Raw genomic sequence first — 24,308 nt, 5'->3', positions numbered from 1 at the left:
TGGATTGCCGTATAAAGATACGATCGCCATTCTCTCAATTGTCATCCTTAATGGAATTTTGGGTTACTTCCAAGAAAGTCGTGCCGAACAAGCATTAGCCGCACTCAAACGGATGGCTGCACCCAAGGTGAGGGTATTGCGCGACAGTAAGATTAGTGAAATTGATGGGCGGGAATTGGTACCTGGAGACGTAATTCATCTCGAAGCTGGAAACCAACTCGCCGCAGATGCTCGTCTACTGGAAGCCGTACAACTCCAAATTCGAGAATCCGCCCTGACAGGCGAAGCCACTGCTAGTAGTAAAACCGCCGCTCCCGAATTAGCCGCCGACACATCTTTAGGCGATCGCGTCAACCTAGTCTATCAGGGCACTGAAATTACTACTGGGCGCGGTATTGCTGTTGTCACCGCCACAGGGATGAATACCGAACTCGGCAAAATCGCCGCGCTATTACAAGGTGTCGAAAGTCAGCCGACTCCACTCCAACAAAAATTAGCACAGCTTGGCAATGTGTTAGTTGGTGGCGCATTGGCAATCGTCGCCCTGACAATTATCGGCGGAATGTTGCCCGATGTGCTCAGAGGCTCCTTCAATCTGGATACCTTCAAAGGATTAGTCAAAACATCCCTGAGTGTCGCCGTAGCAGTCGTGCCCGAAGGATTACCCGCCGTCATCACCGTCACCCTGGCAATGGGCACGCAGCGGATGGTAAAACGCCAAGCTCTCATCCGCAAACTCGCGGCGGTGGAGACACTCGGCGGGGTGACAATTATTTGTTCTGACAAAACAGGTACATTAACCCAAAATAAAATGGTGGTGCAGCAGGTAGCTACCTTGACGGCTGGATATCAGATTGGGGGCGAAGGCTACATTCCTAATGGTGATTTTAAACTTAATGGTAAATCCATCGAGCCACTCGCAGATCCCGCTTTAAAAGGTTTACTCTGGGGCTGCGCTCTCTGTAACGATGCCGTGTTGCAATATACCGATAATCAGTGGCAAATTTTGGGAGATCCGACGGAGGGAGCCTTACTCGTACTCGCTCACAAAGCCGGAATTGAAGCAACCGCCCAGAATTACCCCCGTGTTCAAGAATATCCATTCGATAGCGACAGACAACGGATGAGCATCATCTGCGAACAATCCCCATATTATCTCCTGTTCGCCAAAGGATCGCCAGAATCAATCCTCGATCGCTCCACCCATACTCTCGTCGAAGATCGGTATGTCGAATTGACAGAGAAAGAGCGACAAAACATCCGCGCTCAAAACACCCAGCTAGCGAGTCAAGGGCTGAGAGTATTAGGTTTTGCCTATCGGTATTTCACAGACCTTCCTGACGCAGATAGCGCGGAATCAGAACTAATTTGGGTCGGTTTAGTCGGGATGCTAGATGCCCCGCGTCCCGAAGTTCGGGCTGCTGTTGATACTTGTAAAACTGCGGGAATTCGGACGATGATGATTACAGGCGATCATCCTCTGACTGCGATCGCGATTGGCACCGATCTAGGCATCACCCAGACTGACAGCCAAGTTGTGAGCGGGAACGAAATCGCGCAGATGGATGACGCAACTCTGAAGCAAACCATCGAGTCAGTCAGCGTCTATGCCCGTGTCGCCCCCGAACATAAATTACGCATCGTCAAAGCCTTGCAACAACAGGGCGAACTAGTCGCTATGACAGGGGATGGGGTGAATGATGCCCCAGCATTGAAGCAGGCAGATATCGGCGTAGCAATGGGGATTACTGGCACTGATGTAAGTAAGGAAGCTAGCGATATGGTGCTGTTAGATGATAATTTTAATTCGATCGTCGCCGCAGTCGAAGAAGGGCGAATTGTTTACACAAATATTCGCAGGTTTATTAAATATATCCTCGGCAGTAATATCGGTGAAATCCTCACCATCGCCGCTGCTCCGCTGATTGGTTTGGGTGGTGTACCGCTCTCCCCGCTCCAAATTCTGTGGATGAATCTAGTCACAGATGGGATTCCCGCTGTCGCTCTCGCCTTGGAACCAGGGGAGCCAGATGTGATGCAGCGTCCACCTTTTCAGCCCAGTGAAAGTATTTTTGCTAGAGGTTTGGGTGGATATATTATTAGGATTGGACTAGTTTTTGGGGTTGTGACGATCGGGTTGATGAAATGGGCTTTCGATCGTACCCACTCAGTCGATTATCCTGGCGATCCCGATACCTGGAAAACGATCGTCTTTACCACGCTCTGTATCGCCCAAATGGGTCATGCTTTAGCCGTACGCTCTGTGAATAAACTCGTTATTGAAATCAATCCATTTAGCAATCCACTATTGTTGTGGGCGATTCTGGGCACGATTCTATTGCAGTTAGCTGTGGTTTATATCGCGCCATTGCGATCGTTTTTTGGGACTCATCCTTTGAGTTTATTTGAACTGGGAGTCTGTTTTGGTTGTAGCTTATTAATATTTATCTGGATTGAAGGGGAAAAGTTATTTGTACGGTGGTTTCGCTCTAAAAGTCGATCGTAGCAAATGATTGACCAGATGACAAATATCTACACCTGACGTTGCCCATCACCCGCCGCAGATACCCCTGCAGCAACCGATCGCCTCTCGGCGGTCGGCTTAGACGTTGTTAGCTTGCGCTACTTACCGCTGATTCAGTATCCCTGAAATTGCCTAAACCCAGCATATCAAACTCATCCTTTTTTCGATCTGTCCAAACGCCCAATACTGATAAGATCTTGTTAATGGCACTTTTACCAATAGGAGTTTCTTCATAACTCTCGCCATTCCAAGTTGTTTCACTTTTTAATGCACCTAATAATATTTTTCCTCTACTCCAGGCAATTGCGCTCTGCGTTCCGCAACCACCAAAATAACCTGTCTCAATGTAACTCAATACTCCAAATTGTGACGCATCACGAATAACGATTTCAGCACTAGCTGATAATCTCTCAAACTCTGCAAAAGGATCGGGATCTGATATATTCATTAGCTCAGCGATGTCATCGAATAACGCTGCTGTAAACGGAATCATTGCAAAGTTTTGCGGCAAAGAAATGGGATAAGCTAATACCCATCGGTTTGATAACTCTTTAACCGATTCCCTAGAACCGACCATAGCATGAAATACATGACCCAAAGCAACTTCACCTCACTGTTCTATATTCATTATTTCTGCCAATGCTCACAACGCAGAGTATAGACTTCAAAAACTACTCTCACAAACAAATAATCGAAGTCAACCAGCTATTTATTATACGGAAATTTTCCGCCTATTTCCTGGAAACGGGAAATAATTAAGCGGACTTCACCCGATCGCGTTGCGTCCGAAAAGCAGAATCTACAATGCTTCGATCGTAACAGAACCACCTTCTATTGCCTGAATTCGCAAATCATACCCTCGCAGTAGCTGCATCCCAATCAACGGAACTGTTTCTGATTCATTGATGTAAATCTCACGGTACTGACCGTCCCAAATCACAAGCCCAATATAAACTTCAAACGTGCAAAAAGTCCCATCACCCAATGTCGCAGTATCCCGACCTTCCCACCTAAACCCCAACGTTGAAATCATGTCAGATGGCAAAGTAAGAAATCCTGAAAAACCTGTATCGATTACAGCATCTACAATCTGAGTTATCTCGTTGTTTTTGACCGCGATTGCCAACGTCGCTTCGCACATTTGATTCACACGACCTTGCATCATGGCTTTGTTCTCAAACTCCTTGCGCCAAAATGATCGACGGCTGAATGGCCAATCCGAACGAACCAAGTTTGAGCATCGGGCACTCTTGCACAGAGAAGTTTTGATGCTGTCAACAAGTTATCTGCTACCTCAAAGGCTCCGGTTTCAATGTCGATCGCGACAATCTTGCCATGATTCCCTTCTTCAACTTGCGATCGAATCTGTGAATCATAAAGTGCATCACCCCGTTGGGCAAACTCTTCTTTACTGTATCGGGGTTGTCGAATTGCCATAGACTTGACCTTATTTCACCGCTGCTCCTATATTTTAACTCGATCGGTAGTGATGGCGATCTTACTGAGTTCAACATAACCGCCCTCAAATACTTGCACTATTAGCTGATAGCCTTCCATCAACGACATGCCGACAAGTGGTTCTGAATCAGCCTCATCGATCGGGATTGTGAGAAGATTTCCATCCCAAACTAAAACTGCTTCATAGACATTAAAAACACATTCACTGCCATCACCAAGAATAGCTCTACCTCTTCTCTTCCATTTCAGATTCAGTTGAGAAATTAAATCTGGGGACAGTGATAGCCAGCCATTGAAGCCAGTATCTATGATGGCATCTTGGGTGTAAACATTACCATCAGAGTCACAAAGTGAAATTGGAATAATTGGCTCAAACTCCTCATTAACAATCCCAGTTATCATGTCGATTTCTTCGTGCGCCCGCCGAATCGACGAACATGGCGGGAACCAATCCGAACCATCCAGATTTGAGCATCAGGGTGACTGACTTCCAGACGATCGCAAGCAGCAATTTCACTCGCATCGACTTCAAAGTCTCCGGTTTCAATATCGATCGCTACAATCTTGCCGTGATTACCTTCTTCAACTTGCGATCGAATCTGTGAATCATAAAGTGCATCGCCTCGTTGGGCAAACTCTTCCTTGCTATATCGGGGTTGTCGAATTGCCATAGACTTGACCTTATTTCACCGCTGCTCCTATATTTTAACTCGATCGGTAGTGATGGCGATTCTCTTTCAGAGACGCTACGCGATTGCTATTTGTGAAATCGACTATCGGCAGTGGCGAACGTTATCATCAGATTTAGAGGGAATTATTCTTGTTTGGAGTAAGCCCCCATTCAATATTCGGATACCAATGAGGGATGAATCATGACTTCCATTAGTGTTAAATCGTCTAGTTCCGAACCAGAGAGCATCGAACATTTAAATCCAGTCGCCGGACGGATGATGTTAGCGGCATTCCCGATTCAGGTTCGAGAGGCGTTTGAACGCCGAGCCAAGGAAATCGATTATCCAGTCGCAGCAGTTCTAGAAATGGCGATCGCGGGTTTTCTAGATCGAGAGGCTCTGAGTTTTGTAGAATGCAAACCTCGCTATTAAGTTTAGTTGAAAGTTGAAAAATAAAGCTAATAACTTCGGCGATACTCTGCGATCGATTGCGTTGCTACTCGCAATTTAGCAGAGCTTCAATATCTGCTGCTACAATCTGCTCCAGATTGCGTGTAATTTTCTCGATATCCCAATTCCACCAAGCAACTTTAAGTAGTGCTTGGATCGTCTCATCATCAAACCGTTGGCGAATGCACTTAGCTGGATTACCGCCGACAATTGTATAGGGCAAAACATCCTTCACGACGACTGACTTTGCGGCAATGATGGCTCCGTCTCCCACCTGCACCCCTGGCATCATCACTGCTTCATAGCCAATCCACACATCGTTACCAATGACTGTATCACCTTTATCTGGTAGTTCTCCAGCTTGAGGAGCTACTTTTTCCCAGCCATTACCAAAGATTTGAAACGGATAGGTCGAAAATCCATTCAACTTGTGATTTGCCCCATTCATGATAAACTTTATACCTCTTGCCAAGGCACAAAACTTCCCGATGATTAACTTATCGCCAATAAACGGAAAATGGTAGAGAACATTACGCTCAAAATCTTCTGAATCTTCTAGATCGTCGTAGTAAGTATAATCTCCAATGATAATATTGGGATTTGACACAGTATTTTGAATGAAGCAGATTTGCGGAAATCCCTTCATTGGATGTTTATCTTTTGGATCTGCTCCGTGCAACATCGTTGGCATCGCCCCTCCTGGGAGAATCGTAGCTTTCAAAAATTCAGGTAGGGCAATTCATGAATTGCCCTACCTGAATTTCGACAAGTCAATTATTCAAGTTACCAAATTTTTGCCATCTCTAAGGCGTAGCTTCTCCTTTAGAGAATCTGCAATCCGCTTAATAAACCCAGCAATCGGCACAGCTAGTAGGAGTCCCAGCAGTCCCGCCACTTGAGATCCTGTCAGTACGGAGATCAATACAACTGCGGGATTGAGTCCCGTCATGCCGCTCATCAACCGAGGCGCAACTGCATTTTCAATAATCTGACCGACGAAGACTGCTACTAGCAAAACTTTGATTCCCAGCCAAATATTTTGGAGCGCAAGCAGTGAGCTGATTACAATGATAGTCAGCGTGCCACCAAAGGGAATCAAACTGGCAAATCCAATTGTCAATCCAAATAGCAACCCAAACGGAATTTGCAGCAGTAGGAACACAGTCATCAACGTAACGCCTTGAATGGTCGAGACGATCGCTTGACCTGCAAAATAACTCTGAAAACTTTGTCTGAGCGAGGCTTGAATGCGCTCATTCCAGGGTGCAGGTAGCCAACTCCATAATCCGCTCCATAATGATTCGCCACTAAACACTAATAAGATGGTTAGAACTAGAGTTAAGAGCAAATTTAAGGCACTATTAATCGTATCCAAAGCTAGGAAGATCGCTTTGCGTGATGCTAGTTGCAGGGTTTGAGTGACTCGATCGGTTAATCCTGCTGTGAAGTTAGTAAGATCGAACGGAATATTTTGGAAAATCGGGAGTGTACTGAGGTCGGAAACTTGCTGCTGTGCGGCTGTCAGCCAAGCTGGTAGACGGTTGACAAATTCTTCCAATTGTCGAAACACGATCGGTAATAACCCAAAACCGACTGCGCCCACCAAGACAATTGCTAGAGCTAGCACTACCCCAATTGCCCAAGCTCGCCGTAGTCCGCGTCGTTCCAATAAAGCGATTGGATAGTCTAGTAAAAACGTCACCAAACAAGCTGCAATAACGATGCTGGAAATCGGTTGTAAGGAACGATAAAGTAGCAAAATTAGCCACCCATTTAGAAAAATTAGCGGGAACGTTAAGCTAAATTTGAGCCATCGGGGTAGTTTTTGGTAGGACATTCGATATTAAGCGGTTGCTACTTCAAGAGATCTAGGCTTGCTGTTGTGAGCATAACTTAAATGGCATGTTTGATGCGGGTGGTACCCACAATACTACTGTGCGAGAGGCTACGCCAACGCGAACGAGAAATGTCAGCACAATTGCCGTCAGCACCGCTGTAATTTCAAAAGCTGCACCAATGCCAAATAACTATGGCAGTCTGAGAATCGCACCCGTCTGGCATACCAGCACGATTACCTGCGGCACAAGGCAGACGCTAAAGCGAACGGTAGGCTATGCTAACGAATTGTCTGGGCAAATCCGAATTTCAGAGTGGCACCACATGATGAAAAGAAGCTAAATCAACATAGCGATTCCGATCGTCAACGACGTGAATAATATCCACTAATTGATGATTTAGGATGATGCTACTTGCACCATAAGTATGGCGAGCATGGACATCTCGATCGACAGTTTCATCGATACCGCTCAATGAAACAATAATCTGGGACTGAGACTCAGCTAAGGACTCAGCCGAAAAACCATAAAGGGGACTTTGCTCGTTAATCCGGTGCATCAGTGTCCACGGCAGTGAAAAAGCGGGATTGTGCGATCTCGATACCTGCAATTCATAAAATCGCCGCAGATGTTGTCCTTCTGCGGTAAATTCATCCCGACTGAGGGAGAGCGTTACCTGTGCTTCTAAAATTTGGTTCCGCCGTTGATTGGCAATGCGTAACATCAAGGTAGGCAGATTATCTTGGGGCATAACTACCGCAAACTTGCTAAACATCACCTTGGCGGTGGGGCGAGAAAAGCGGGCAAAGCTAAGTCCTGTCAGTAAGGCGATCGTAAATAGATCGGTTATTGCTTCAATGACAACTATATAATTGGCATAGGTCGTTTTCGGTGATAATACTCCATAGCCAATCCCCGCGAAAGTCTGAACGCTAAAGAAGAAAGCATCTGCAAAGGAGCCATTACCGTTGACGATACAATCTCCGCCCAGCAGATAGAGCCAAGCAAAGCCGATATTCAAGGCTAGGTAGATTAGGGAAACAATCGCGATGAAACCCACCCAAGGTAATGTCAGCATCAAATGGTATGGCTCTTGCCAGTTGCTATACCATTTGTCTATTCCCTGCACTGAGAACAGCCCATCTTGAACCTTGATATGGATGTTATTTTTTGAAGGCAAGTGCTGAAATCGACTGCTGGTTTTGGAGATTTTCATGTTATGCCTGCACTATTGGCGTTTGATGTTTAGTCATGGTATCTCTGAGAGTATTTATTTATGGTTTTATTATTAACAACAGTTGAAGACTGTTGTGCTTTAGGGATTGGTGACTAATTGGGCTTGAAGATCGACAAGGTGAACGCCAACCAGATTTGGTAGCACGATATCGGCAGCGCCGACGCGAGTAATTGGGCCTATACCGATCGATCGCATTCCTGCCGCGATCGCCGCTTGAACGCCCACAGTGGCATCTTCGACGACCACACAGTGGGAGGGATCGATGCCGATTTGTTTAGCCGCGAACAAAAATAAGTCTGGAGCTGGCTTGGGAGGTGCGACACTATCCCCATCCGCGATCGCATCTACCAGATTACCAATCCCTAATTTCTCAATTACAGTACGGGCATTTTTACTCGCCGAACCGATCGCGATTTTAATTCCCGCTTGTCGGAGTTCGGTTAATAAATCGACGGCTCCTGGAAATAGATCGTGGGGGGTAATAGTGGCGATCGATTCCACGTAATAATGATTTTTGCGCTCCATCATCGCCTGAAGTGCCTCTTCTGAGTACTGCTTTGCACCGACGATGTGCATCAGCGATTCGCGGCGAGATACACCGCGCAGGGCTTCATTCGCTTGTCTGTCGAAGGGCAATCCCTCTTCATCAGCCAGTCGTTGCCAAGCTTTGTAGTGATATTCGGCAGTATCCGTCAACACGCCATCGACATCAAAAATATAGCCCTGAATATTAGAAGCTGGAGCTACCGAGGGGGATAGATCGAAGTTGTGCCAAGTGCCGCGCCATTTCAGCTTGAACTTGAGCCGAGTCCAATGCGGTGGGAGATGGGGAATCGCGATGGGACCGTTTTCGGTCAATTGGACTCCGCCAAAGCCGAATACGAGAGCTTGCCAAATACCACCTGCGGAAGCTGCATGGATACCATCTTCAGTGTTGCCGAAAGTATTTTTGAGATCGATGAAGGCTGCCTGCATAAAGTGTTGGTAGGCATCTACCGATTTATCCAGAGTTGCGGCGAGGATTGCTTGAATGGATGAACCGAGAGATGAGCCGTAATCGCTATCGGTACGGGGAGTGTAATAGTTCCAGTTTTCATGCAAGATGTCCTGGCGATTGGCAAATTCTGGCGTGTTGAATAATAAATAGATCAGCATCAGCACGTCGGGTTGCTTGATTACTTGGCTCTGATTTGTCAATGCCATACCGAGGACAGTTTGGATCGATTTAGTGCGGGGTTCGTAGTTGCTCAAGTTGAGATCTTGGAGTGCGAAAAAGCCCTCGAACTGTTCGATCAGTAGTGTTTGGGGATTGTAAGGGATGTACATCCGGGCGATCGTCTTGTGAAAAGACAGTAGATGCACTGGCGTGAGTTGTAACTTTTGGGCTAGTTCGATCGATCGCGCTGGAACCGTTTGTTGTAACCAGTCATGGACGGCGATCGCCTTTGCTAGATGCCATTGCACCAGCCGATTGGTGTAGGCATTGTTTCTGACATCCTCGTGATATTCATCGGTACCAATTACCCCACACAGTTCATAGCGTTGCTCCTTCTCGTGCCACTCCACCCGACTCAGCCAGAATAGAGCCGTATCGAGGATGATTTCAGCCCCGCAGTCGCGCATCCACACATCATCGCCTGTTGCTTGCCAGTATTGCCAGACAGCATAGGCGATGTCAGCACTGATATGAATTTCGCGCTCCCCATTCCAGATCCGCACAGGTTCTACATAAGGATCGCTCGACATCGACCATTTGGGGGTCATCTCATCGCCAGTTGCCGCACTTTCCCAGGCGAACATTGCCCCTTTGTAACCACTGTGGGCGGCTTTGCGTCTTGCTCCAGGCAGGGTATCATAGCGATAATTGAGCAAGCTCCGGGCGATCGCAGGTTGCGTAAATGTAAAGAAGGGCAAGATAAAAATTTCGGTATCCCAAAAGATATGCCCCCGATAGCCAAATCCCGATAAGGTTTTGGCGGGAACGCTGTCAGGATTGGGATCTAGCGATCCCCGATCGGTACAGCCACCAATGAAGAGTTGAAACAAGTTGTAGCGCACGGCTAATTGAGCGTCAATATCGCCCTCGATCTCGATGTCGCTATGCTCCCACATTGCATTCCACGCCTGTTGATGGGTGGCAAGCAGGATCGCGTATGCTGGTAGTTCGGCTAATTTGGCTTGAGCCGCCTGAACTGGCGATTTGGTTTCGCGAGAGGTAAACACTGTTACTAGCTTCTCTACGCTGATGTTTTGTCCTGCTGTGGCGATAAAAGTGGTTGTCAAGGTGGGACAGTCGGGGGTATTTATGACCTGGGATTTGGCATCGGTGCCAATTGCAGTCATTTTCGCCGCCATACCGAGTTCGATCTGAGTACTACGGGTGCGAACGTGCAGCCAGACTCCTTGTTCTGTCTTGCCTCGGTTGAGATGCTCCCAATGGTCGAAGCCTTGGTTTTCGGGATAGCCATTGATACTCGACTGGACTTCGATGGTGCCATCAAAATCGATCGGTGTAATCTCACAGCGCAGTGCCAATACCTGCTCGTCTACCAAGCTAGCAAACCGATCGAACTTTAAATCTACGGTATTACCCCTTGGACTCCGCCACCGGATCGATCGACTCAACACCCCATGTCGCAAGTCCAGCCGCCGCTCGTAGGCGAGAATTTCGCCAGCATCGAGCCGAAACTGCTCGCCATTGATGATGACTACCAAGAACAGCCAGTCGGGACAATTTGCCAACTCGGTATAAGCCACAGGCACATCGTCATACAACCCATTAATTAAGGTAATTGGTAATGCTTTGGGGTATCCTTCCTCAAAACTGCCGCGTGTGCCTAAATAGCCGTTACCGATCGTAAATATGGTTTCTCTGGCGCGTAATTTTGTTGGGTCAAATTCAGGCTCAATTAATGTCCAGTCGGTGTAAATCAGATCGGCTGGGCGGGTGAGAGTGTTCATGAGGTTGCAATAATGGGACTGGAGAATGGTCGTATTTCGCAATTCGTCAAATCTGTCACGATTTTCTATTAACCCGTTGGCGTAGATGCGCCGAGAGGTAATCGTTTTCCTACTAAGTTGATTCAAACTGCTGTTGCAGTCACCAGTGGCGGTAGCAGTTGGCCCCGCAGTAGCAGTCGTAATGTCCCAAAAGCAATGCTGCCGATGATGAGGTTTGCGCCAATGAATAGCAGCACTGCCAAGCCTTCCATCGATCCAGTCATACCGCGTTCGACCAAGTGTAAGGACGACAGTGCTAGAGCGGAAATGCCGAAGGTGAAAGCCCAGTAAGATGCACCAAAAGGTTGTTGGCACAACCACGGTATTAGCCGCAGTGAAATCAAAGCCTGCAGCAGCCCATAGCCGAAGAGGATCTGAGCGAATGCGTCAGGATGACCGCTAGTAATGCCCAAGTAAGCAACACAGCCGACGGCTGGTGGAGCCAGTTGAATTCCCAGGGTCGAACGCAAAGGTCTGGGCAAGGCTTCCAATAGGAATAGGCGATTCATAATGATGGATTCTATTGCCAGCCATGAAAACAATCCCGCCCCAAAAAATAAAATTCCCCAATCTCGATAGTCGAGGGCACTTGCCACGATCGCGCTGACAAAACTACCCGCAACTGTGGGCAGGTAGAGAATAGGTGTGGTCATTTCGGGGCTGCGTCCGCCCATCCAGAGCCGACCAGAACGATATACGCCAAACCCCAACTGACCAATTGCGCCAACTGCGAATAATCCAACAGAGATCGCACGGGAATAGGGATCGATCGCCAATGCCACTAATACCGTAGACACAGGCACCAAACCAACAAAGCAACACAAAATGGGATGACTAAATTCAGCGAGGGCATCGGCTCTGGCCCATAACCATTTGCCAATGTAAGCCAAAATCAACACGAGCCAGACGACAACGGCAATCAGCATCATCATTTCGCCGATCCAGCTTGGTAAGTGCCAGATCTTGGTAGCCACTCGCCAGCAGTTTCCCAGCCCCATTAAACCTAGAATTATCCCAAAAAAGGAGACGGGAATATTAGCTGTCAAGATGGAGAATTTTCGAGGCGATCTCTTCATGGTTGAATTCCTAAATAGTAAGATCGGCATTGAAATAACCGAGCGAGTGAATTAAGGAAGTGATCGATCGATTAAAGGTGTAATGACTGCGATATTTTTAACCAAGTCATCACTGAGAGAAAATCGCTGTTTTAAGTAATTTGGATCGTTGTAACTCAGCCACACTTTCCCATCGGCGGCTTCCCATGCCAGTGCTTTTAGAGGTAAATCTAGAGCGATCGTTGGTGCTGCGACCATCAGTGGCGTTCCAGCTTGAGGATTACCAAATAGCAACAACTGGGTTGGACAAAGATTTAGACCGACTTTTTCGGCTTCAGCCTGTTGGTCGATCCGCGCAAAAATAGTGATGCCTTTAGCTTGAAGGATGGCTACTAATCGATCGATGGTTTCAGGCACTGAATAGGGATTGGGCTGGCTGATAATGCCGTTGGTTGTATTCATAGCATTGGACTCCTCAATGGTTTTAGTAATGGTTATTTTTAGGAGCAGGGTGAGGCGAGGCGAGCAACCAGCTACCAAAGGTTCTTACCATCGATAACCTCGACACACGCTGTGGCTATATCGAAGCCGTCGAACAGACGTGCATTAACCCCGATGCGGCGAGTGGTCTTGTCCCAACTTCCGTCCCGTTCAAAAGCTGGGCTGTCGGAGAAAGTGGTACACCCGCACTCAGGGCAGAAGTGATGCGCCACAAGTTTCGTATTCCAGCGATAAATCGCATCATCGGTTGCTGGTGTTGTTAGTTGAAACTGACTAGGCTGGTAGTACGCCCACAGTGCGCCGCGCTTGGCACAGAAGGAACAAGTGCACCGAGTAATTTCCTCCGGAAGGTCACCCTCGATCCGAAAGGCAGTCTTCCCGCAATGGCATCTTCCCGTAATCATCCTGTTATTTCCGATCTTTTTATCGACTGTATGTGAGTTGTCATTATTTGAGTGTTTAGATTGTCAGATGTATACACTGGCTGCCTATGCCTTAGAAAACAGCATATTTAATCCTTCAGTCATCGTGGGATGAGTCAACACGCCATCGCGCAAAACGGTGTAGTAGGGCATCTGAGCTATCATCACCATCTGCACGGGTGAAATCGCTTCACCCGCTGCATGACAAAAGAGCGAACAACCGAGAATCCGATCGGTCTGGGTATCGTGGCAATTCATGAATTGTCCCTACCCTAAATTTCCAAGGCGATTCATACCACAATTAAGCAACACTGTAATTTCTAACGTTTGCTATTGGTTAATGTCTGTTGCAGCGCAGTTACATCAAGTTGCGGGCGACAGCACCGCCGACCCGTCCGGTAATTCCAGTAATTGCGTACATTTGGATCTCCTTATAATTAGCAGACAATCGATTTACATCTTGTCAAGCTTTCAGCTCAGATAAAGAAGGCGTTCATACCGTCAATGTCAGAGAGAAAAGTCTCGATATTGGCGATCTTACTGTCCTGGAATTCACATACCGAAGCTAAATACTCATCGAGCACTCGTTGGCGTAGCCTCTCCTATGGAGAATCGCCCTGCCGTGCCGTATTGTGCAAAGATAAAGCCACGCTGTCGCTACTGACGAGAACTTGCAGTTGTGAAACGGGTTTGGTTTGAGAAATTGGATTCATTATCATCATGCTGTTGGTATTAAATGTTAAACAATCTGTTGAAATAGCACTGTCTCGATGCTGCAGAGCAGATACGCGAACGCGGCGATCTGATTATCGTTGAGCCGACATCGCCTCCTGTCGGGGTAGCTCTCCAGGCGCACCCAGAATTTCGTCACCAATTTCGGTACTAATGCGATCGAGTAGAGCCATATCCTATGCTGCTACTGACATGCGGATGCCATGACTGATTTTTTCGAGTATCTGCTTGGCTTGGGCGACATCTTCATTTGTCCCTGTCACCAGGATGAGGAACTCACCTGCTTGGATTTTGGTTTCATACTTGAGCACCTCATTTTTGGGGATGCCCAACCCGCCTAAAGCACCAGCTAGTCCGCCAATCGCCGCAGCACCAGTACCCCCCACCAATATGCCTTCCAGCCACCCTGCCAATACGCCAGTAATCGGGCCAGCAATGACGAGCGGAGACATACCAGGAATAAAGATTACGCCAGCACCAGCTAAGATCCCAAATAAACCACCGACGAAGCTACCCCAATAACCACCACCTGCGGCTCCGGCTTTGGCAGTATCTTGCCAGCTTAGAAATCCCTGCACATGTTCGGATGTCTGGTAGTCTTTCCCAACAATTGATAGTTTTTGCATGTCGAAGCCTTGTTGTTGCAGTTCCCGCACTACTGTTTCTGCTTCGGTGTGCGAGGGAAAATGAGCGACGATTGTATGTGTATATGTCATGTTTTTGTGTCCTCGTTCGTGTAACGTCCGCTTTGTGGAATCGTAAATTAAATAACCCAAGTGGTTAAAACCACTCCTTAGAATGCAAAGTCCGCCTTCGTGGACTTTGGATCGCTAGCCACGATTGTGTCTTGACGCGCGTTCTGGAGGTTCCCTCCAGGTCGAGCGCGTCAAGACACAATCGTAGGCATTCTATAAAATAGGTCTAATGTTTTTTAGGATGTCCCGCAGCAACTTGGGCATCCATGCGGTTGCAAATTGCCGTTAGGGTTGCTGCTTCTGCTTCTTCCATCATTGCCAGTGCCAAGTAGACCGATGTAGCCGCATAGTCTTCAGCTTTTTCGGCACGGTGTTCTAGTTTATTGATTTCACGACTTGCTTTCCACTCATCGACACTCGATCGCACCTCAGCTTCTTTTTCCTCAAATTGCGTTTTGAGTTTGGCTCGGTAGTTGTCGAATTCTTGTTTCTTCGCAGCTAGGCTGGCTTTGGCTTCATCGAGTTTCGATTGAATCTCAGCTTGGTTTTTTTTCGTAGCAGATTTGATACTTTTATTGAGCGACTTCGCCCGATCTTCAACTGCCTCTAAATTGTCATGAAGTTGACTTGTGAAGTTGTCAATTGCAGTACTCATGGTGTTTTCGCAGATTTACTAAATTTACAAAACCTATCGTTATCGTCATCATCGAAGAAAAAATTATGCTGCTAAGTTGCCATCTGCATTGAAATTATTGTAGTTAAATACTTCAATTCTAAACGACAACTAGAATAACTATTCGGTAAATTTATAATGTGGATTTATTAACTTTCATATTAAGTCAAAGTTGTGAGGATTTCGTGAGGAAAGTATTTTTAGTGCTCGCTGTTAAAAGCATTTATCTTAATATTCACTTTATTATTTTACTGCTTTCACTCGCTATCGTTAATCAAAATTATCCAATTTATCAATAGACAGATTTTAATTTTGATTTTTCAATATAATTCAGTCAAAAGGGGTATGTAAAAACTAAAACCAATCAAAAAAAGCTCCCAGATGATGAGAAATTTTTTAAAACACAACTTGAATAGATCGCGATCTACACAGTGACGCTTCCACACCAACCCTTTGGGTGTGGCCTGGGCATCTGAGTCCGCTAAAAATTGAGATTCTCTTATCAGAGAGGCTACGCCAACGACGATCGATTTAGCTTCATCTTCAACATCGACAAAATAGACTACCTGGCGGGGAAAGTTTGGAGGATACTCAACAGCGGGTGGTTGCCTATTTTAAGAGCCGGATTTTGCCCCATTTACTCGCAGGCGATAACGTCTTGATTGCCGCACATGGTAACTCGTTGCGATCGATTATGATGATGCAAGGTCGGGTTGAGTCCAGATGAAGTGGTATCATTAGAACTAGCAACGGGTGTACCGATCGTTTATGAGCTGGATGCTGCTGGAAAATCGATTGCTGGCGCAGACGGCAAGCCGTTCGGCAAAAAGATTCTCAACGATTGACATCAATATAGAATGGCATCGATTGTAAATGTTTCAAATCTCTGCCTCCTATCAATTACCTCAATAGCAGAGCCATTTATGCAATCGAGACGTTAAATTCTGCTCAATTATTAGTTCTTCATCATCAAGCAAAAGAATTAATGATGGTTGGATAGCGATCGAATCAAAACAGCTCGTTGGCGTAGCCGCGCCGCGAGGTAATCGAACCAACACTAAATCGATTAAGCTTCGCCTATGCTACACGATTCCGCAAAGATGATAATCTATGAATTAGTTGGCAACGATCGAGCCGAAATCGATTGGTAATGGCTAGCATCTTTGTTTAGAACCCTCAACTCGACTTTTACTCCCAATACCGATCGAGATTCAACTCAAATACCAAACACTTGCAGGCTAAAATAAAGATAAGCTAGTCCCTTCATCAATATCGGCACCCTAGATGAAAATTCTGCACGGTACATGGATTCCCAGCTCCAGTGATGAATTTATCCAAGCAGGAAACTTTTATCTGTGGGTAGAAACCGATACGCCTCCCAAACAGCAGAAAAATCTAGCGGCAAATAGACATCCCCAGCAATTAAACAAAGACGATCTATCAACCGTCTTAGCCGACAAATTAGGTATTACTCCCAAGAATGGCTTGATTAGTCGAGATATTATTACCAAATATTTTATCCTGCCCAGCACCGAGGATCGGCCTTTACCCTCCGTCGAACTCACCCGCTATTTAGAAACAGAATCTCCCGCACCAACAACTTGGCAAATTTGGGCGATCGATTGTTATCAAGTCAACCCAATTGTTAAACTGCTTAACGACATCCATTTTTTATGTCTCTACAGCAATTCGGAAATCCAAATGGGAGCAGATCTCCTCTGCTGGTATCATTATAGTCAATCTATTCAGGAACTTTTACACAAAGATCGGTACATTCCCGCCTTAAAATATCGAGAGCAATCTCCAACCACAGGTAAAAATAAAAAAACAGTTCCAGGCGATCGAATTTATCCAGGTTGGGAAATTGTTTCTGAAGTCTATGAAACTAAAATTCAACAATACATCAATTACTTACCACTTGCCTGTACTGGTGGTTTAAATGCCGCTGATGCACCCATAGAATTCTATGATAAAGAAACCTTACTGCGTCATTTTTCTGAATGTCTCCTGCATGATTATGTTGCCAATACGCCGATTCCTGGTACCTTCGAGAAAAAGATTGCCAACTCCAGACTACTAACTGGCTGTCTCAATCTCCATAATTCAAGTATACCCTGGACAGATAGTCAAGCTTTAGCTATCTATAAACAGTGGCAAACCTGGAAGCAAAAATTGGTAGTAGCCCAAAATAACTCTGCATTTCAACTCTGTTTTCAACTGCAAGAAGCATCAACTCAAACCCCAGATCGCTGGTATCTAAAATTTCTAGTCGCAGCCAAACAAGATCCATCATTAAAACTCGAACTCGATGATTATTGGCAGCTCGACAGTAAAGCTAAACAAAATATTCATCGCCAATTTGGCACAGAATTTGAAAAAGACTTACTCCTAAATTTAGGTTACGCCGCGAGAATTTATCCTCAAATTTGGCAAGGCTTAGAAACCGATAAACCCGTCGGCTTTTGCTTGAGTCTCACCGACGCTTTTGACTTCTTAGCCCAGAGTGCGTGGGTATTAGAAGATGCAGGCTATAAAACCATCGTCCCCGCTTGGTGGACTCCTCAAGGTAGAGCTAGAGCTAAACTCCGCCTCAAAGCCTCACCGAAAAAGTCTGGCACTAGTAAGGCTGAAAAAGGCTTATTTCACTTAGATAATCTCATCGACTATCGCTACGAACTTGCCATCGGTGACGAGCAAATCACCCCCCAGGAATGGCAGAAATTAGTCGATGCAAAAGCCCCACTGATTCACTTTCGTGGACAATGGATGGAATTGGATCTGACTAAAATGCAGCAAATGCTCCAGTTTTGGCAGTCGCATCAGGACACTCAACCAGAATTGACGCTCTTAGAATTAATCCAAAAAACTGCTGCGGCTAATGAGGAACTCGAAGTTGAAGCCGATGATAGTTTAGCCGCGATGATGGCAAATTTAGGCGATCCCAGTCAGCTCGAACCGATCGAAAATCCCTTGTTATTACAAGGAACCCTACGCGAATATCAAAAACGTGGGGTAGCCTGGATTCAATATCTCGAACGCTTGGGTTTAAATGGTTGTCTGGCTGATGATATGGGTTTGGGAAAAACTATTCAAGTAATTGCTACCTTAATCGCCGAAAGAGCGACAACATCAGAAATTTTGCCGACGCTCTTAATCGCCCCAACATCCGTACTAGGTAATTGGGCTAAAGAAATTGAGAAATTTGCTCCCCATCTGAGAGTATCAATCCATCATGGTAGCGATCGAATTCAAGAATTAGCAGCCTTTAAAACTGCGACAACCGAATGTGATGTAGTCATTACTTCCTATACGTTAGTCAGAAAAGATAGTAAATTACTACAAGCTGTAGATTGGTATCGAATTGTCATTGATGAAGCCCAAAATATCAAAAATCCCGCCGCAGAACAAACCAAGGCGATTCTCAAGTTACCAGCCGCTCGTCGCCTCGCCTTAACCGGAACCCCCGTCGAAAATCGCCTATTAGATTTATGGTCGATTTTCAATTTTCTCAATCCTGGCTACTTAGGCAAAGAAGCTCAATTTCGCAAATCATTTGAAATCCCCATCCAAAAAGATCGCAGCCAAGTTCAATCGCTCATCTTGAAAAAGCTAGTCCAACCGTTTATCCTGCGTCGGGTTAAAACGGACAAGACAATTATCAAAGACTTACCGGATAAAGTAGAGCATAAACAGTATTGCAATCTTACCAAAGAACAAGCATCTCTCTATGAAGCTGTCGTCAAAGATGTCGTCAAACAAATAGAAAGTGCTGAGGGAATTGGGCGTAAAGGATTGATATTAGCTACCCTGATGAAACTCAAACAAATTTGCAACCATCCCCGCCAATTTTTGCAAGATAATAGTGAATTTAGCGTTAACCGCTCTCACAAACTACAGCGGTTGGGTGAAATGCTCGAAGAAATTACGGCTGAAGGAGAAAGCTTATTAATTTTTACCCAATTCACTGAAATTGGCGAAGCTCTGCAACAGTATCTCAAACAAATTGGTTATCGTACCTATTATCTGCATGGCGGTACATCTCGCCCCAAACGAGAACAAATGATAACTGAATTTCAAGATCCCGAAACCGAACCTTCAGCTTTTGTCTTGTCGTTAAAAGCGGGTGGTGTGGGCATTACCCTAACTAAAGCCAACCACGTTTTTCATTTTGATCGTTGGTGGAATCCCGCAGTAGAAGATCAAGCAACCGACAGGGCTTTTAGAATTGGACAACAGAAAAATGTGTTCGTTCATAAATTTATAACTCTAGGTACACTAGAAGAACGCATCGACGAAACGATCGAGAATAAGAAAAAGATTGCCAGTTCGATTGTCGGAGCCGATGAATCATGGTTGACAGAGTTAGACAATGAAAGCTTCAAGAAGTTAATTGCCTTGAACAAACAAACTGTATTGTAAATAAGATTGCATAACTATGGCTCAATTTAGTAGAACCTGGTGGGGACAGCGATTTATTCAGGCGTTAGAAGAGTTTAGCGACGAGGCTAGATTGGGGCGCGGACGTGCTTATGCCCGCAACGGTAAAGTTAAGGAACATCAGATTGCTAACGGTAAAATTACCGCTCAGGTTAGAGGCTCTATCAATCCCTATTTTGGCGTTTATAAAGAACCGCTTTATAAAATATCGATCGAGATTAAACAGATATCAGCAGCAGATTGGTCGAAAGTAATTTCTCGTCTCGGTGCTAAAGCAAGTTTAATCTCTAAACTCCTCTTAGGTGAAGTCCCCGATAATATCGAAGCAACTTTCGCCGAACTTAATTTACATCTACTTCCCCACAGTCGTAAAGATTTTCAGACAGACTGCTCCTGTCCCGATTATAGTAATCCCTGCAAACATATCGCTGGAGTTTACTATCTAGTTGCAGCAGAACTAGATCGAGATCCTTTTTTATTATTTGAACTGCGGGGAATCTCTCGCTCAAAACTTAAACAGGAATTAGCCAAATCGCCATTAGGAAAAGCTCTAGCTTCAACTCTCGATGAGGTGGAAGTACCGATAGCATCGACAGATTCTTATTATACCAAGCCTAAAAAAATCGCTCTCGATCTCCCTGCCACACCCAAAGATTTTTGGCAAGGAGCGCAACGATTGCCACAAACAGTAAACGTAGACGAAATTGCCACTATTCCCGCTGTTGTCGTCAAGAAGGGGGGTGATTTTCCACCGTTTTGGATGCAGGATAACTCTTTTCTAGAAGTGATGACAGAATTATACGAGCGAGTACGGAAAAAAAATAGTTGATTAGTTGTGAAATCGACACTGCTTAATGAGCTGTGAAGAATGCGATTGTGTAGAAGTAGTTACAATTTAGCGCAACACCCAAACCCGATCGAAATGAGACAAAAGGAGATACAATAAATCGAAAAAATAGAATTAGAGATCTGATGCTGCTAGTTTTTTTGTCTAAGTATAATTCTACGATCGTTTCTGCATATGGTTTATAGTTATGACCGATCCAATTCCAAGTAAAACATAGTGGATTTACCTCACAATATCCTCACATTTTAAAGTTAGGATTAAATATGGTTGATTTTAAAGGTCAAACTAGTTATCTTAGTTTTTTAAGTTGACCAAATAATGGACTCCGCGAAAATCCCTACTGGCGAGATAAATATTTCATTGCCGAATGGACGAGCGAATAGCAAGATCGCTGGGGTCAAGTCATCCGTGAATTAGGTTTTAATGCGGTGTGGGGGATGTCCGATCCGTTCCAATACGGTTCGGTTAATCAGCGACTGAAGTCGCCGCTAGTGATGCAAAGTCCGCCTACGCGGACTAATACTAGAGAAGATTCAAGTTTAACCGAACCGTATTGCGATCCGTTCGCCTTTAGTCGTGCTGTCAATATCAATCTGCCTAAATGGTCGGCTTTAATATTTAAGAAGCAGTAGATTTAAAGGGGACATATTCTCATGGTTACAAATATCTTAGTAACAGGGGCGACGGGTAATGTTGGAAGAGAAGTGGTGCGCTTACTCTCCGATCTAGACTATCCTGTCACCGCAGCAGTTAGAAATCCGATCGAATCTCAAAAGAGTTTCGGTAGTAATGTTCGATGTGTTTTATTCGACTTTACTAACCCTGAGACTTTCACCGATGCTTTCGCTGGAATTAACAAACTTTTTTAGTACGTCCACCTGCGATCGCGGATATTCACAAAATCATACCTGCTTTAAATGCCGCCAAACGAGCAGGTGTTGAAGAGATTGTATTTCTATCAATTATTGGTGCAGATAAAAACAGAATCGTGCCTCACTATGCAATCGAACGAGCAATCGAACAATTAAATATTCCCGCAGTATTCTTGCGCTGTAGCTTTTTTATGCAAAATCTCAATACCACCCATCGGGAAGATATTCGGTTGCGTGACAGGCTGTTTATGCCTGCTGGCAATGGTAAGACGAGTTTTATCGATGTGCGAGATATTGCTGCGGTTGCCGTCAAAATATTAACAGAAGTAACGGATAGAGCCAAAGCAGAACTACGAAGCAACCGTGCTTACGATCTTACAGGTACAGTAGCTCTGACTTATGCCGAAGTCGCAACCATTTTTACCACTGTTCTAAGCAGACCGATTCACTATACTAATCCCTCAATTCCAACATTTATTTGGCAAATGTTACAGCAAGGATTCCCGCTGCCATTTGTCTTCGTAATGGTGGGCATCTACACAACCGCTCGATTTGGGTTGGCAGATTTGGTGGCATCAGATATACAGCAACTACTTAATCGCTCACCAATTTCGATCGATCGATATGTTGAGGACTATCAAGAATGTTGGCTGTAAAGAATCCGATTTTCAAAGAAAAGGATACACCAACGGCAAGTTAATAAAATACCTCGTCAGAGAATTTAATCATGCCAACAGCAACAGATTTTAAGGACTACTACGCGACCCTGGGAGTGCCCAAAACGGCAACTCCTGAAGAAATCAAACGAGCTTATCGTAAACTTGCCCGCAAGTGCCATCCCGACCTCAATCCTGGAGATAAAACCGCTGAGGCAAAGTTCAAAGATCTCAATGAAGCAAATCAGGTACTTTCCGATCCAGAAAAGCGGGAGAAATACGACCAATTTGGTCAACACTGGGATCGACCTGGTTATGGTCAAGCACCGCCACCCGGCGGTGCTGGTGCTGGGACTGAAGATTTTGGTCAGTATGGTGACTTTGACTCGTTTATCAACGATCTACTGGGTCGGGAACGTAGAACTTCTACTAATCGCAATACAGGTGGCGGCTTTGACGATTTTGGGGGTGGGTATCGACAAGCTCCCGCACCAGATAGGGAGATTGCTTATACACCTTTGAATATGCCGCAAATGCTGCCCAAACCTCGATCGCGGTCATACAGGTTTATGTCCAGTTGGGCGCGATCGAACCCACAGGCTCGATGCTACATTCGCGCCAGATTGCGCGAATTGCTCAGATTCAGCGGTTGCGGCAAGATTTGGGGGTGAATTTAGTCGGAGCCGCGATCGTGCTAGATCTGGCGCAAGAAGTGGCTCAGTTACGGGCACAGCTTGAGGTATATCGATCGCAACCACACAATCCGCTATGAGATACTCAAAATGACAGTAGTAAAAACTATCGGTACCGATCTGCGAGTTTGGATGAGTCAGACTTTTGCTAGCTGGCGGGGCGACTTAACGGGGGGATTAACCGCCGCCGTCGTTGCCTTACCGCTGGCTTTGGCGTTTGCCGTCGCCAGTGGCGTAGATCCAAAAGCTGGGCTGTACACGGCGATCGTGGCGGGGACGATCGCCGCTGTCTGTGGTGGCTCTCCCGTCCAGATTACTAGGCCAACTGGAGCGATGGCGGTGATTCTCGTGGGAATTCCGCATTGGAATGACTTCGGGCTAATTCGAGAACTAATTAATCCAGCCCTGGCATTGGCGGCATTGGGTAGTATTGAGTCCCTGCTCTCGGCTGTAGTGGCAGATGGGATGACCGTCAGTGAAAAACATGATAGCGATCGCGAGTTGATTGGGCAGGGTTTAGCAAACATCGTCGTGCCATTTTTTGGCGGCATTCCGGCGACTGGGGCGATCGCTCGTACGGCAGTAAATGTCCGATCTGGCGGCAAAACTCGCTTGTCTGGAGTAATTCAGGGGGTGGCGATCGCGATTATTGTGCTGACATTGGCACCATTAGCGGCGCAAGTGTCCCTCGCCGCACTGGCAGGCATCCTGATGGTAACAAGTGTGCGGATGATTGAGTGGGAAGCGATCGGCTTGCTGATGCGGGCGACTTATGCGGACTTTGCAGTGATGATGCTCACTTGGATGGTGACAATTTTCTTCGATCTGGTACTGGCGGTAGAAGTGGGGCTGATTGCAGCAGGGGCATTGTTTATCAAAATTCAGCGGAATACACAATAGTATTCCGATCTACCGTTCATCCTGACTCACATGCAGCGATCTCTGCTGCGGGTTTTTGACAAAGGTATCGATCTCTCTAGCAATTTGATGAGGCTCTCTGCCTTCCGAATAATTTATCATTATCCAGATGCAATATGTAAACCACTACAGCCAACCCCATTTGCCACCTCAACCCAAAGTAGTTTTAATCGTAGGCATTCTATCGGTAGCAACTTGGGTTAAAGCCATCCTCACAAGTTCCTTGGATTTGAACTGTACTCTGGAAGTTGGCACCCACTGTATTCACGGAAGGTCGATCCATGCCGATTGACAACAACCGTAAATCCGCTGCCACGATCCGATCGAACTAGACTCGAACATATCGACAATCTGCTCATCGCCATTGCTATTAGAGGACTGGATTATGCTCAGTACCGCTCTCAAACTGATTCCCGAACCAGCTCGTTCCCAAGCATTTATTCTGTGGTTTGACGAAGTTAGCATCAACGATCTCCCGCTGGTGGGTGGTAAGTGAAATGATCCAGCAACTCGCTCCCAAAGGTGTGAATGTGCCCAATGGGTTTGCCACTACTGCGGCTGCTTACCGCTACTTCGTCGCCCAAGCGGGTTTAGAGCCTAAACTTCGTCAGATTTTTGCAGATTTAGATGTAG

25 protein-coding genes and 5 pseudogenes are annotated in these 24,308 nt (G+C 45.9%); 14 read left to right on the top strand and 16 right to left on the bottom strand.

Annotated elements, in window-relative coordinates; all coding sequences use genetic code 11:
* Positions 1 to 2,506: cation-translocating P-type ATPase (locus ACEW9J_RS21615; protein WP_373547146.1), on the top strand; the 2,506-nt coding region annotated here is incomplete at its 5' end.
* A 106-nt stretch (positions 2,507 to 2,612) separates the two neighbouring features.
* On the opposite strand, the gene ACEW9J_RS21610 is transcribed toward ACEW9J_RS21615, so the two are convergent.
* The 5 genes from ACEW9J_RS21610 to ACEW9J_RS21590 all read right to left on the bottom strand — a co-directional run bounded on the left by ACEW9J_RS21610 (position 2,613) and on the right by ACEW9J_RS21590 (position 4,653).
* Positions 2,613 to 3,122, bottom strand: a complete 510-nt coding sequence (locus tag ACEW9J_RS21610) for a hypothetical protein (RefSeq protein ID WP_373547145.1) — start codon at positions 3,120 to 3,122, stop codon at positions 2,613 to 2,615.
* A gap of 201 nt (positions 3,123 to 3,323) precedes the next feature.
* A complete protein-coding gene (locus ACEW9J_RS21605; RefSeq protein ID WP_373547144.1) occupies positions 3,324 to 3,689 on the bottom strand; it encodes a clan AA aspartic protease in 366 nt (121 codons plus the stop codon).
* On the bottom strand, positions 3,686 to 3,961 hold the full coding sequence (locus tag ACEW9J_RS21600) for a hypothetical protein (protein WP_373547143.1): 276 nt from the start codon (positions 3,959 to 3,961) through the stop codon (positions 3,686 to 3,688). Before ACEW9J_RS21600 ends, ACEW9J_RS21605 begins: the two co-directional genes overlap by 4 nt.
* A 27-nt stretch (positions 3,962 to 3,988) precedes the next feature.
* The gene (locus ACEW9J_RS21595) at positions 3,989 to 4,384 is read right to left on the bottom strand and encodes a clan AA aspartic protease (RefSeq protein WP_373547142.1); all 396 of its coding nucleotides are present in this window, start codon (positions 4,382 to 4,384) and stop codon (positions 3,989 to 3,991) included.
* Complete coding sequence (locus ACEW9J_RS21590) at positions 4,381 to 4,653, bottom strand: hypothetical protein (protein ID WP_373547141.1); 273 nt, start codon at positions 4,651 to 4,653, stop codon at positions 4,381 to 4,383. Before ACEW9J_RS21590 ends, ACEW9J_RS21595 begins: the two co-directional genes overlap by 4 nt.
* Before the next feature lie 201 nt (positions 4,654 to 4,854).
* Here ACEW9J_RS21590 and ACEW9J_RS21585 point away from each other — a divergent pair, with 201 nt between their 5' ends.
* On the top strand, positions 4,855 to 5,085 hold the full coding sequence (locus ACEW9J_RS21585; RefSeq protein WP_373547140.1) for a hypothetical protein: 231 nt from the start codon (positions 4,855 to 4,857) through the stop codon (positions 5,083 to 5,085).
* A gap of 64 nt (positions 5,086 to 5,149) precedes the next feature.
* On the opposite strand, the gene ACEW9J_RS21580 is transcribed toward ACEW9J_RS21585, so the two are convergent.
* Together ACEW9J_RS21580 and ACEW9J_RS21575 are read right to left on the bottom strand one after the other, a co-directional pair.
* The gene (locus ACEW9J_RS21580) at positions 5,150 to 5,785 is read right to left on the bottom strand and encodes a Vat family streptogramin A O-acetyltransferase (RefSeq protein ID WP_373547148.1); all 636 of its coding nucleotides are present in this window, start codon (positions 5,783 to 5,785) and stop codon (positions 5,150 to 5,152) included.
* Positions 5,786 to 5,881: 96 nt separating this feature from the next.
* Positions 5,882 to 6,940, bottom strand: a complete 1,059-nt coding sequence (locus ACEW9J_RS21575; RefSeq protein WP_373547139.1) for an AI-2E family transporter — start codon at positions 6,938 to 6,940, stop codon at positions 5,882 to 5,884.
* 65 nt (positions 6,941 to 7,005) lie between these two features.
* Here ACEW9J_RS21575 and ACEW9J_RS21570 point away from each other — a divergent pair, with 65 nt between their 5' ends.
* Complete coding sequence (locus tag ACEW9J_RS21570) at positions 7,006 to 7,281, top strand: hypothetical protein (protein ID WP_373547138.1); 276 nt, start codon at positions 7,006 to 7,008, stop codon at positions 7,279 to 7,281.
* On the opposite strand, the gene ACEW9J_RS21565 is transcribed toward ACEW9J_RS21570, so the two are convergent.
* The 9 genes and pseudogenes from ACEW9J_RS21565 to ACEW9J_RS21525 all read right to left on the bottom strand — a co-directional run bounded on the left by ACEW9J_RS21565 (position 7,249) and on the right by ACEW9J_RS21525 (position 15,235).
* Positions 7,249 to 8,154 (bottom strand): ion channel, encoded by a 906-nt coding sequence (locus ACEW9J_RS21565; RefSeq protein ID WP_373547137.1) that lies wholly within the window; start codon positions 8,152 to 8,154, stop codon positions 7,249 to 7,251. The genes ACEW9J_RS21570 and ACEW9J_RS21565 overlap by 33 nt on opposite strands.
* A 99-nt stretch (positions 8,155 to 8,253) precedes the next feature.
* Entirely contained in the window at positions 8,254 to 11,136 is a 2,883-nt protein-coding gene (gene pgmB / locus ACEW9J_RS21560) for a beta-phosphoglucomutase (protein ID WP_373547136.1), read from the bottom strand.
* Positions 11,137 to 11,258: 122 nt separating this feature from the next.
* Entirely contained in the window at positions 11,259 to 12,251 is a 993-nt protein-coding gene (tehA, locus tag ACEW9J_RS21555; protein WP_373547135.1) for a dicarboxylate transporter/tellurite-resistance protein TehA, read from the bottom strand.
* 51 nt (positions 12,252 to 12,302) lie between these two features.
* Entirely contained in the window at positions 12,303 to 12,692 is a 390-nt protein-coding gene (locus ACEW9J_RS21550; protein ID WP_373547134.1) for a DUF302 domain-containing protein, read from the bottom strand.
* Positions 12,693 to 12,763: 71 nt separating this feature from the next.
* Positions 12,764 to 13,135: a GFA family protein gene (locus tag ACEW9J_RS21545; protein WP_373547133.1), complete on the bottom strand. Its 372-nt coding sequence runs from the start codon at positions 13,133 to 13,135 to the stop codon at positions 12,764 to 12,766.
* Between the two features lie 84 nt (positions 13,136 to 13,219).
* A complete protein-coding gene (locus ACEW9J_RS21540; RefSeq protein WP_373547132.1) occupies positions 13,220 to 13,411 on the bottom strand; it encodes a hypothetical protein in 192 nt (63 codons plus the stop codon).
* 218 nt (positions 13,412 to 13,629) lie between these two features.
* Positions 13,630 to 13,824 (bottom strand): annotated as a pseudogene (locus tag ACEW9J_RS21535) (hypothetical protein); the annotation flags it as partial.
* A 237-nt stretch (positions 13,825 to 14,061) separates the two neighbouring features.
* A complete protein-coding gene (locus tag ACEW9J_RS21530; RefSeq protein WP_373547131.1) occupies positions 14,062 to 14,601 on the bottom strand; it encodes a general stress protein in 540 nt (179 codons plus the stop codon).
* A gap of 205 nt (positions 14,602 to 14,806) precedes the next feature.
* Positions 14,807 to 15,235, bottom strand: a complete 429-nt coding sequence (locus ACEW9J_RS21525) for a hypothetical protein (protein WP_373547130.1) — start codon at positions 15,233 to 15,235, stop codon at positions 14,807 to 14,809.
* A 598-nt stretch (positions 15,236 to 15,833) separates the two neighbouring features.
* Here ACEW9J_RS21525 and ACEW9J_RS21520 point away from each other — a divergent pair.
* The 11 genes and pseudogenes from ACEW9J_RS21520 to ACEW9J_RS21470 all read left to right on the top strand — a co-directional run.
* Positions 15,834 to 15,980: a hypothetical protein gene (locus ACEW9J_RS21520; protein WP_373547129.1), complete on the top strand. Its 147-nt coding sequence runs from the start codon at positions 15,834 to 15,836 to the stop codon at positions 15,978 to 15,980.
* On the top strand, positions 15,967 to 16,098 hold the full coding sequence (locus ACEW9J_RS21515) for a hypothetical protein (RefSeq protein ID WP_373547128.1): 132 nt from the start codon (positions 15,967 to 15,969) through the stop codon (positions 16,096 to 16,098). The genes ACEW9J_RS21520 and ACEW9J_RS21515 overlap by 14 nt, the downstream gene beginning before the upstream one ends.
* 439 nt (positions 16,099 to 16,537) lie before the next feature.
* Positions 16,538 to 19,672, top strand: a complete 3,135-nt coding sequence (locus tag ACEW9J_RS21510) for a DEAD/DEAH box helicase (protein WP_373547127.1) — start codon at positions 16,538 to 16,540, stop codon at positions 19,670 to 19,672.
* A gap of 16 nt (positions 19,673 to 19,688) precedes the next feature.
* The gene (locus ACEW9J_RS21505) at positions 19,689 to 20,519 is read left to right on the top strand and encodes an SWIM zinc finger family protein (protein ID WP_373547126.1); all 831 of its coding nucleotides are present in this window, start codon (positions 19,689 to 19,691) and stop codon (positions 20,517 to 20,519) included.
* 455 nt (positions 20,520 to 20,974) lie between these two features.
* Positions 20,975 to 21,169 (top strand): hypothetical protein, encoded by a 195-nt coding sequence (locus ACEW9J_RS21500; protein WP_373547125.1) that lies wholly within the window; start codon positions 20,975 to 20,977, stop codon positions 21,167 to 21,169.
* Between the two features lie 21 nt (positions 21,170 to 21,190).
* Positions 21,191 to 21,406 (top strand): NAD(P)H-binding protein, encoded by a 216-nt coding sequence (locus ACEW9J_RS21495; protein ID WP_373547124.1) that lies wholly within the window; start codon positions 21,191 to 21,193, stop codon positions 21,404 to 21,406.
* Between the two features lie 14 nt (positions 21,407 to 21,420).
* Positions 21,421 to 22,065: an NmrA family NAD(P)-binding protein gene (locus tag ACEW9J_RS21490; protein ID WP_373547147.1), complete on the top strand. Its 645-nt coding sequence runs from the start codon at positions 21,421 to 21,423 to the stop codon at positions 22,063 to 22,065.
* 71 nt (positions 22,066 to 22,136) lie between these two features.
* Positions 22,137 to 22,574: pseudogene (locus ACEW9J_RS21485) on the top strand (DnaJ domain-containing protein); the annotation flags it as partial.
* Positions 22,565 to 22,837, top strand: a pseudogene (locus tag ACEW9J_RS21480) (chaperone modulator CbpM); the annotation flags it as partial. The pseudogenes ACEW9J_RS21485 and ACEW9J_RS21480, both read left to right, overlap by 10 nt.
* 10 nt (positions 22,838 to 22,847) lie before the next feature.
* Positions 22,848 to 23,636: pseudogene (locus tag ACEW9J_RS21475) on the top strand (SulP family inorganic anion transporter); the annotation flags it as partial.
* A gap of 424 nt (positions 23,637 to 24,060) precedes the next feature.
* Positions 24,061 to 24,308, top strand: a pseudogene (locus ACEW9J_RS21470) (PEP/pyruvate-binding domain-containing protein); the annotation flags it as partial.

The organism is Chamaesiphon sp. (genome assembly GCF_041737865.1).
In the GTDB taxonomy this organism is placed as follows: domain Bacteria; phylum Cyanobacteriota; class Cyanobacteriia; order Cyanobacteriales; family Chamaesiphonaceae; genus Chamaesiphon.
The sequence above is the reverse complement of the archived record's forward strand: the minus strand, read 5'-3'. Positions and strand labels throughout refer to the sequence as shown.

Bases quoted from the DNA above. Each gene is read 5' to 3' on its own strand.
- pgmB (WP_373547136.1), bottom strand. From the start codon at position 11,136: ATGAACACTCTCACCCGCCCAGCCGATCTGATTTACACCGACTGGACA.
- ACEW9J_RS21495 (WP_373547124.1), top strand. From the start codon at position 21,191: ATGGTTACAAATATCTTAGTAACAGGGGCGACGGGTAATGTTGGAAGA.
- ACEW9J_RS21540 (WP_373547132.1), bottom strand. From the start codon at position 13,411: ATGAATTGCCACGATACCCAGACCGATCGGATTCTCGGTTGTTCGCTC.
- ACEW9J_RS21545 (WP_373547133.1), bottom strand. From the start codon at position 13,135: ATGATTACGGGAAGATGCCATTGCGGGAAGACTGCCTTTCGGATCGAG.
- ACEW9J_RS21585 (WP_373547140.1), top strand. From the start codon at position 4,855: ATGACTTCCATTAGTGTTAAATCGTCTAGTTCCGAACCAGAGAGCATC.
- ACEW9J_RS21580 (WP_373547148.1), bottom strand. From the start codon at position 5,785: ATGTTGCACGGAGCAGATCCAAAAGATAAACATCCAATGAAGGGATTT.
- tehA (WP_373547135.1), bottom strand. From the start codon at position 12,251: ATGAAGAGATCGCCTCGAAAATTCTCCATCTTGACAGCTAATATTCCC.
- ACEW9J_RS21525 (WP_373547130.1), bottom strand. From the start codon at position 15,235: ATGAGTACTGCAATTGACAACTTCACAAGTCAACTTCATGACAATTTA.
- ACEW9J_RS21600 (WP_373547143.1), bottom strand. From the start codon at position 3,961: ATGGCAATTCGACAACCCCGATACAGTAAAGAAGAGTTTGCCCAACGG.
- ACEW9J_RS21565 (WP_373547137.1), bottom strand. From the start codon at position 8,154: ATGAAAATCTCCAAAACCAGCAGTCGATTTCAGCACTTGCCTTCAAAA.
- ACEW9J_RS21550 (WP_373547134.1), bottom strand. From the start codon at position 12,692: ATGAATACAACCAACGGCATTATCAGCCAGCCCAATCCCTATTCAGTG.
- ACEW9J_RS21510 (WP_373547127.1), top strand. From the start codon at position 16,538: ATGAAAATTCTGCACGGTACATGGATTCCCAGCTCCAGTGATGAATTT.
- ACEW9J_RS21500 (WP_373547125.1), top strand. From the start codon at position 20,975: ATGTCCGATCCGTTCCAATACGGTTCGGTTAATCAGCGACTGAAGTCG.
- ACEW9J_RS21595 (WP_373547142.1), bottom strand. From the start codon at position 4,384: ATGATAACTGGGATTGTTAATGAGGAGTTTGAGCCAATTATTCCAATT.
- ACEW9J_RS21575 (WP_373547139.1), bottom strand. From the start codon at position 6,940: ATGTCCTACCAAAAACTACCCCGATGGCTCAAATTTAGCTTAACGTTC.
- ACEW9J_RS21570 (WP_373547138.1), top strand. From the start codon at position 7,006: ATGTTTGATGCGGGTGGTACCCACAATACTACTGTGCGAGAGGCTACG.
- ACEW9J_RS21505 (WP_373547126.1), top strand. From the start codon at position 19,689: ATGGCTCAATTTAGTAGAACCTGGTGGGGACAGCGATTTATTCAGGCG.
- ACEW9J_RS21530 (WP_373547131.1), bottom strand. From the start codon at position 14,601: ATGACATATACACATACAATCGTCGCTCATTTTCCCTCGCACACCGAA.
- ACEW9J_RS21590 (WP_373547141.1), bottom strand. From the start codon at position 4,653: ATGGCAATTCGACAACCCCGATATAGCAAGGAAGAGTTTGCCCAACGA.
- ACEW9J_RS21605 (WP_373547144.1), bottom strand. From the start codon at position 3,689: ATGATGCAAGGTCGTGTGAATCAAATGTGCGAAGCGACGTTGGCAATC.